The 7,877-nt window shown below is 63.3% G+C and carries 8 protein-coding genes; all 8 read right to left on the reverse strand.

Going from position 1 to position 7,877, the window contains the following annotated elements:
- Positions 1–1,247, reverse strand: a 1,247-nt coding sequence (trbI, locus tag LC343_RS24710) for an IncP-type conjugal transfer protein TrbI (RefSeq protein ID WP_223479812.1), incomplete at its 3' end; no start/stop codon positions are given.
- Positions 1,244–1,711 (reverse strand): conjugal transfer protein TrbH, encoded by a 468-nt coding sequence (trbH, locus tag LC343_RS24715; RefSeq protein ID WP_223479813.1) that lies wholly within the window; start codon positions 1,709–1,711, stop codon positions 1,244–1,246. The genes trbI and trbH, both read right to left, overlap by 4 nt.
- Before the next feature lie 4 nt (positions 1,712–1,715).
- The gene (gene trbG, locus LC343_RS24720; RefSeq protein ID WP_223479819.1) at positions 1,716–2,495 is read right to left on the reverse strand and encodes a P-type conjugative transfer protein TrbG; all 780 of its coding nucleotides are present in this window, start codon (positions 2,493–2,495) and stop codon (positions 1,716–1,718) included.
- Positions 2,496–2,616: 121 nt separating this feature from the next.
- On the reverse strand, positions 2,617–3,279 hold the full coding sequence (locus LC343_RS24725) for a conjugal transfer protein TrbF (RefSeq protein WP_223479814.1): 663 nt from the start codon (positions 3,277–3,279) through the stop codon (positions 2,617–2,619).
- 8 nt (positions 3,280–3,287) lie between these two features.
- Entirely contained in the window at positions 3,288–4,454 is a 1,167-nt protein-coding gene (gene trbL / locus LC343_RS24730; RefSeq protein WP_223479815.1) for a P-type conjugative transfer protein TrbL, read from the reverse strand.
- On the reverse strand, positions 4,435–4,638 hold the full coding sequence (locus LC343_RS24735) for a hypothetical protein (RefSeq protein ID WP_223479816.1): 204 nt from the start codon (positions 4,636–4,638) through the stop codon (positions 4,435–4,437). Before LC343_RS24735 ends, trbL begins: the two co-directional genes overlap by 20 nt.
- Positions 4,635–5,432 carry a P-type conjugative transfer protein TrbJ gene (gene trbJ / locus LC343_RS24740; protein ID WP_428982679.1) on the reverse strand — a complete coding sequence of 266 codons (798 nt, stop codon included), beginning with the start codon at positions 5,430–5,432 and terminating at the stop codon, positions 4,635–4,637. Before trbJ ends, LC343_RS24735 begins: the two co-directional genes overlap by 4 nt.
- The gene (locus LC343_RS24745; protein ID WP_223479818.1) at positions 5,404–7,851 is read right to left on the reverse strand and encodes a conjugal transfer protein TrbE; all 2,448 of its coding nucleotides are present in this window, start codon (positions 7,849–7,851) and stop codon (positions 5,404–5,406) included. Before LC343_RS24745 ends, trbJ begins: the two co-directional genes overlap by 29 nt.
- Positions 7,852–7,877: the final 26 nt, after the last annotated feature.

Genomic DNA, 7,877 nt, shown 5'->3' on the forward strand with positions numbered 1-7,877 from the left:
CCCGGCCTGATCTGAAGTGTCGGTTGCACATTGAGGTTCTTCGACACCGTTTGCTCCGAAATCTGACTGAAGGTCTCGGCGAAGGAGCGGCGCGCCGCGTCGCTGGCGCTGTCCATCGTCGTCGACGTGCTGTTATCGTCGGGGAGCAGCATCTCGGTGCCGGCGCCGATGAGCGCCACCAGGATCGCCGATCCGAACGTGCGCAAATAGTGGTTGTCGACCTGATCGTGGAAACCGCCGTAGCCGGCGCCATCGGTCCCAGCCATGCCACCGATCTGCAGGGTCGCCCCGTTCGGGAAAATGATGTCGGTCCAAACGACAAGCACCCGGTTTTGGCCGAAGGTCACTTCGGAATCGTAACGCCCGAACAGCTTCGCGCCCTGCGGGATCAACAGCCGGCGACCCGTCGCGCTGTCATAAACATTCTGCGAGACCTGCGCGGTGATGCGGCCGGGAAGATCGGAGTTGATGCCGGTAATCAGCGTGGCCGGAATGACCGAGCCGCGCTTCAGCTCGAACGGGGACATTTGCGGCACGACGGAGTTCGGAAGATAGCCGAAATCCGCCATATCCTGATTGAAGAACTGCCGTTTTGAGGATTGGCGGTTCGGGTCGGCATTCTGGCCGATGCCGGACTGGAGAGCCGCGCTATAGAGATCGAGCGCGCTTGAGGGCCGGTTTGCGGTTGTCTGACCTCTTTGCTGAGACGTCGGTGTCGTCGCGGCGCTCGCGTTTTCGAGATCCTTCAGGTTGACGGCGATCGGGGAGTCGAAGGCCGCGCCTTCTGCCTGGATGCTCGCCATCTGCTGACGCTGGTATTCTCTGAGCACCTGCTCTTGCTGTTCGCGCTGCAGCCGCGCCCGCCACACCTCTTCCGACTCCAGGGTCGGCTGAGGGGCTGTCACGACGGTCGGCGTGGGTTCAGGCTCCCGCTGAAACGGGTTCCTCGGTCGCTCGGGCTCCGGACTTGGTGTCGGCTGGATCACGACGGGCTGCGGCTCGCCGATGATCCCGTCCGGCACACCTTGCTTCAGGCGCTCGGCGTCGCTGGAAGCGGGCCGCGCTGACGACGGCTCGATCTGCGGATCCCCGCCGAAATGCAGCCCTCTCGACCACAGGCCGTAAAAGATCACCGCCAGAAATATGACGACCAGCAGGATGGCGACGATCACCGGAACGCGATTGAGGCGCCTGATGCGCGGTCCGTCCTGCGGACCGGCGCCGCCGAGTTTCAGGGACTCGGTCATGATGCACCCTCCGATCCACGCTGCATGACAGACAAGGGGCTGGCCGGTGTCGCGCCCGTGGCGCTGAGCGTGTACATGCGGGTCAGCTCGACCCGCAGGGTCGAGAGTCTCACCAGCACGCCACCCTCGAAAGGATCGACCGAATAAGCGAGCGGCGTCACCGCACCGCCATCGGTCGCCTGATTTGTGACGACGGCATAGCCCCATTCGCGAAGCGCCGCTTCGAGTCCCGGACCAAACAGGCCATCATCGCCGCGCAGTTCGATCGTGGTCGTGCCCGGCCCCACATGCTCCGCCAATCGCCCCACCATGTCGCCGGCAATGGCATTCGCCGATTCCGGTGTGAGTTCGGCCGTGACTTCGCTCCGGATGAGGCCGGGTCCGCTCATTGTCTGGCACGCAGCCAGCATCGCCAGGAGCACCAGGGCGGCCGAGGGTCGGAGAAGGATTCTGATAGCGCGCATCGCCCTACCCTCCCCGCCGGATGGTGATCTTCTGCTGCTGGCGGCCGACGCCCGAGACCAGGATGGCCCGATCGATGTTGTAGTCGACGACCATCATCGTGCCGTTCATGCGGTAATTGACGATCCGGTTTTCACCGCCGGAGACGACGAACAGGACCGGCGCCTCCTGCCCCGACAGGGAGGAGGGAAACTGGATGTAGGTTTTCATGCCGTCGCTGTAGATCCGCGTCGGCCGCCAGCGCGCCGCGCCGGTGATGTGGAATGCGAAGTCCAACTGATCGGCCGGAACCCCGGCCCCGGGCACAACGCTCGCCTCGATGCGCGCGTTGATCTCGGCAAACCGGGCATTGATGTCTTCGGGATAGTCGAAGCCGACGCGCGCCATGTACTGGCTGTGGTGCGATTTGAGCTGAATATGATAGGTCCGCCGCGACGTGGTCACGACCATTGACGTCACGAGACCAGCTTCGGACGGTTTAACGATCAGGTGGATCGCCTGCCCGCTCGGCGCGCCGGATGTTGCCGGCTCGACCTTCCAGCGCACGGTGTCGCCAAGAAGGACGTCGCGAACGACCTCGCCGGCCTGAAGCTCGATGTCGCAGACCTGCAGCGGCGAGCAGACGACCGACGGCTGAACCTCGCCATAGAGGAAGATCACCTTGCCGTCGGCGCCGCGCGTGACGACGCCCTGCCGGTGCTGCCATTGCCCGGAGAGCTGCGTTCCGCGCGCTTCGTTGCTTGTGAGCTGCTGTCCCTGTGCGGGCAGCGTCGCCACCGCGATCATCACGCCGGCGCAAAGCGCGATGCCGCGGTATGTCTGTTTTTTCATTCACCTATCCTCCGAGGCACATTCAGGTGGGCCGCGTGTCTTTGCCCCAGACGTTGCCGTCCTGGGCGAAGGCGGCTCATAGCTGCGCCGTCCAGTCAAAATCCTTTAAATAAAGTCCGATGGGGTTGAGGCGGATCACCGCCTCGTCCTGTGGCGGGGTCAGGGTCACCGTGGCAACACCACGGAACCGCCTCGTGGCGAGTTCCTTGCCCTGCCGGTCCCGCTCGTATTCGGTCCAGTCGATCTGGTAGCTCTGATTGGAGAGCGGCACGATGTTCGTGACCTCGACGGCGACGGTCAGGGACCGCGCCCGATCGAAGGGCGAATTGCTCCGGAACCAGGCATTGACCTTCTCGGTCGCCGGGTCGGACGACCTCAGCAGCGCGTAGGCCCGGTCGATATATTGCTTCTGGACAATCGTGTCGGGCGTTACGGACCGGAAATTCGATACGAAGCTTCCAAGCGTCGCGCGCACCACCCGGGGATCCGCATACTCGATTTGTTGCGGGAATCCCGTCGTCGCCGTCGTGCCGAGCTTATCGACCTCGACGATATAGGGAACCAGCTTGACCTGCGTGCTCTGATAGAGCGCGTAGGAAAAGCCGATGACCGCCATCAGCATGCCGGTCACACCGACGATACGCCATGCGACGGCCGCCTTCACATAGGAGCCGTAGCGCTCGTTCCATTCCTGGCGAGCGGCAAGATAGGGATTTTCTGGGATAGTGGTTCTGGCCATGGTTTCTGTCACGCTTTCTCGTCACGGTTCGGGCGGGCAGCGGGACGGCCTTGAGATTGGTCGAGCTTGGCGTTTGCGAGACCAAGCGTGGACGCACCCCAGGTACCCGGAACGCCGATGGCCTTGTCGCGGGCGGCAGAGGCGGCCGCTCCGCCGGCGGCGCCCATACCGCTCGCCATGCCTTTGAGTGCTGCCCCGCCAAACGAGCTGCCGGCGGCGCTGGCATCGGAATAGGCCGCAGCCCCTGCCCTCGCCCCGCCCACGGCAAGCGCCGCCCCGCCTGCCGCGAAGCTTGCCGCCTGGGCGCCGTGACGGATAGTTTCCATTCCGCCGGTGACCGAGACGCCCTGAACCATGCCCTGCACGATGTTGGGGACGTACATGGCGATGACGAAGACAACGACCGAGATGCCGGCGATCGCCAGCGTCGCCAGGAACTCGTCGCCCGTTGTCGGCGAATTGGCGAGGTTGATCAGAACCTCAGATCCGATCCGCGCGATCATCACAAGCGCCATCAGCTTCATGCCGACGGAAAACGCATAGATCAGATAGCGGACCGAGAAATCCTTGGTGAAGCTCGAACCGCCGAGGCCGAGCATGATCATGCCGGCGAGGAGCCCGACATACATCTCCACCATGACCGAGACGAAGATCGCCGCGACCAGACTGAAGCAGATCACCGTGATGACCATGGCGAAGACGGCGGCGATCGCGAGCGCATTGTCCTCGAACAGGCCGAACTGTGCCTTGGCCGACATGGCACTGGCGACCTCAAGGCCGGCGTTGAATACGTTCGCGGGGGAAGCCGAACCGCCGCCGGCGCCGATCTGGAACAGGCTGTCGACGACCGCCTTCGCGAAATCCGGCCCCTGTTCGAGAATGAAGACGAACAGGCCGATGAACATGATGCGGCGGACAAGCTCGGCGAACCAGGTGTCGAGAGAGGCCGCCGAGATCGCCAGCCAGACGGCGGCGATCCCGACCTCGATGCCGGCGAGAATCCAGAAGAGCGATCTGGCCGCGTCAAGGATCGTCGTTTCCCACCCCTGAGCCGCCGTCGCGATCTCGTTTTCGAGATTGGTCAGCAGGCTGCCTTCCTGGGCCAACGCAGGATTGGCCCAGAGAGCGATTCCTCCGATCAGGAGAAGAGTGAGCCTAGTTTCCGGACGTGCCATCGGCCCCGCCTTCGTTCCTGCCCCAACGCGGTTGCATCTCCTGGCCGCCCTCGAGATCAAAGTGCTGCCGTTCCGGGGCGGCGCCCGCCGCCGGCGCTTCCGGTTGCGTGGTTGCGTTCCAGACGACGACGCCGATGACGACAACGACGATCGCGCAGAAGGCGATGAGACCTTTCCTGATCACCAGCGGGGCTCCATAGTCTGGCCGCCCGATGTCGAGGGCGTGGTCGAATTGAAGAATTCCTCACGGCGGTTCTGCGCCAGATCCTTTGCGGCCTGTTCGGACTGGTACCAGGTGCCCATCATCGTCACCTGCTGCGAGACCAGACCACGCAGTTTCTGGGCCTGGGCGACCTGCTGCGCTGCGATCTCGTGGCCGACCTGCAGCGCCTGCATCTGGCCGACGGACGACTGCGACATCGACCGCAACTGGCTCATCGTCGATTCCTCCGAGCTGAACTGATCGGCCGTCAGTCCCGCCGCCCTGAGTGTCGCTCCGATCGTGTCGCGATTTGTGTCGGACCAGTCATGATAGCTCGAGGAGAAGGTCTGGCCGTTGGCGAGGCCTGACTTGAAATCGGCAAAGCTTTCGAACCGCTGCCGCAGCACGTCATCGGCATTGCCCATCGAGAAGGCGATCGATTGACCCTGCTGGACGAGGCTCTGCAACTGCATCAAATCGCTCTCGACCTGACCCCAGACATGGCTCGGCAGCGTCAGCGTGTTCTGCAGCATGTTTTCGTAGATCCTGAGCTGGTTCTGGATCTGCTCGGCCAGCTGCGTGATCTGGGTGACCTGGTTCTGGATTTGCTCGGCCGACTGGCCGACGAGACCGACCAGTTCGCCATTGTTGAGGATCTGCGTGAATTCCGTCGCTCCGAAGAACCCGCCGCCCCCGGCATGGGTACTTGTGGCCGACGAGGCTGAGAGGATTGCGGCTATCGCTATCCTAGCTGTGCGTGAGAATGCGCTTAGCATCATCCACTCCCCTTTCCGCCAGCCAGGCCGCCGGCCACTCGTCGCCGTGCGTCTCGCTGAGCTGATCAATGCGTTTGAGATTGTCCTTGCCGGACACGCCGACGAAGGCGAGCGCAACGGGCCCGAGCGCCATGTCGAAGAGCCGCCGGCCTTCAGGCGAGGCGACGTAATATTCGCGCTTGGGAATGGCCGTCGCGACGATCTCGATCTGCCGGTCGTTGAACCCGATGCGTTCGTAGAACTCGCGCGTGCCCGATTCCCGCGCCGCGCCATTGGGCAGGCAAATCTTGGTCGGGCAGCTTTCCTTGAGCACGTCGATGATGCCGGATTGCTCCGCATCCGAGATAGACTGCGTGGCAAGCACGACCGCGCAATTGGCCTTGCGCATCACCTTCAGCCATTCCCTGATCTTGTCGCGGAACATCGGATGACCGAGCATCAGCCAGGCCTCGTCAAGGATAATGAGACTCGGCGCGCCGGTGAGGCGCTTTTCAATACGTCTGAAGAGGTAAAGGAGGACCGGTACGAGATTGCGCTCGCCCATATTCATCAGCTCTTCGACCTCGAAGGTCTGGAACGATCCGACCGTCAGCCCGTCCTCTTCCGCGTCGAGAAGCTGCCCCATCGGCCCGTCGACTGTGTAGTGCTGCAGGGCCGTCTTGATCTCGCGCATCTGCACACCGCTCACGAAATCGGATAGCGAGCGGCCGCGGGCGTCGGCAAGCAGACCGATCTGCCGGGCGATCGCATTGCGGTGGTCCGGCGTGATCGTCACACCCTGCATGGCGACGAGCGTCTCGATCCATTCGGCGGCCCAAGCGCGGTCACCGTCTGTCGAGAGCTCGGCCAGCGGGCAGAAGGCGAGCGATGTCCCCTCCCCTGCTCCGATCTCATAGTGATCCCCGCCCGCGGCCTTAGTCAGCGGATAAAGCGACTTCCCCTTATCGAAGGCGAAGATCTGCGCATGCTCATAACGCCGGAACTGCGCGGCGATCAGCGCCAACAGGGTCGATTTGCCCGATCCGGTCGGGCCGAAGATCAGCGTGTGGCCGACATCGTCGACATGAAGGTTCAACCGGAAGGGAGACGAGCCGCTGGCGACCTGCATCAGCGGCGGCGCGTTGGGCGGGTAGAACGGGCATGGCGCGACGGCGCTGCCCGCCCAGACGGAATTGACCGGAATGAGATCGGCAAGGTTGCGCGTGTTGATCAGCGGTTCGCGGACATTGGCGTAGGTATTGCCCGGCAGGCTGCCGAGATAGGCCTCGGTGGCATTGAGGGTTTCGATGCGAGCGCCGAAGCCTTCGGCTTGGATCAACCTCCGAACGGCCTCTGCCTGATCGCGCAGGCGGGCTTCATCCGTGTCGAACATCACGATGACGGGCGTGTAATAGCCGTAGGCAACAAGCTGAGATGACGCCTCGGCGATCGCGTCCTCGGTCTCGGCCACCATGGTCATGGCGTCCTGGTCGACCGAACGGCTCTGGGTCTGGAAAAGCTGATCGAAGAATGGCCGGACTTTCTGCTGCCACTTCTTGCGGGTTCGCTCGAGCTTTTGCCGCGCCTCCTGATCGTCGAGGAAGATGAACCGGCTCGACCAGCGATAGGTGAGCGGCATCAAATCGAGCGAATTGAGGATGCCGGGCCAGCTCTCGGCCGGGAACCCGTCGATCCCGACAATTGCGAGGTAGCTGCCGTCGACCATGGGCGAGAGCCCATGGTGGAACTCGGCCGTCACCAGCCAGTCGAGATACTTCGGGATCGCCGGCAGTCTGACCGGATGGTTCTCGCCGAGAATGCAAAACCTGATGAACTGGAAGAGCTCGTCGTATCGCGCCTCGTCGCCGCTCTCCGGATGAACGACCGTCCGCGTGACCATGCGACGGATTATCAGCACATTGCCGAGATATTGCTCGACCTCCCGGATCGAGGTCTGGAAGGAAGTGAGCACGCCGTCGGCATAGGTTTGCGATCGGCTTCCTTCGTCCGAGTAGACATAGCGCGCCATGGCCGAGCGCCGAGGCTCCGGAGGCCGATAGGTCAGGATCAGCGCGTGCTGGCTCTCATAGTGGCCGCGCTCGGCCATGAAATGATCGCGCCGCTGTTCGTCGATCGCGCGCGTCACCGGGTCGGGGAAATGGCAATCCTCGCGCGCGGGATAGGCCGTTGTGGGCACGCGAACCGCTTCGACCTGGATCATCCAGCCGGACCCGAGCCGCGAAAGGACCGCATTGATCTGCCGCGAGACTTCGTTGCGCTCGATATTGGTGGAGCTTTCGGAGTCCGGTCCGGCAAAATACCATCCGGCCATCAGCGAACCGTCCTTCAACAGGATGACGCCGTCGGCGACCAGGCCGGCATAGGGCAGCAGGTCGGAAAAGGACGGCTTTGAGTTTCTGAATTGCCGGAGCGCCACCATGGTCGGTCAGTACCTCCGCCAGGGCG

Origin of the sequence: Oricola indica, from assembly GCF_019966595.1 — a bacterium.
Classification (GTDB): domain Bacteria; phylum Pseudomonadota; class Alphaproteobacteria; order Rhizobiales; family Rhizobiaceae; genus Oricola; species Oricola indica.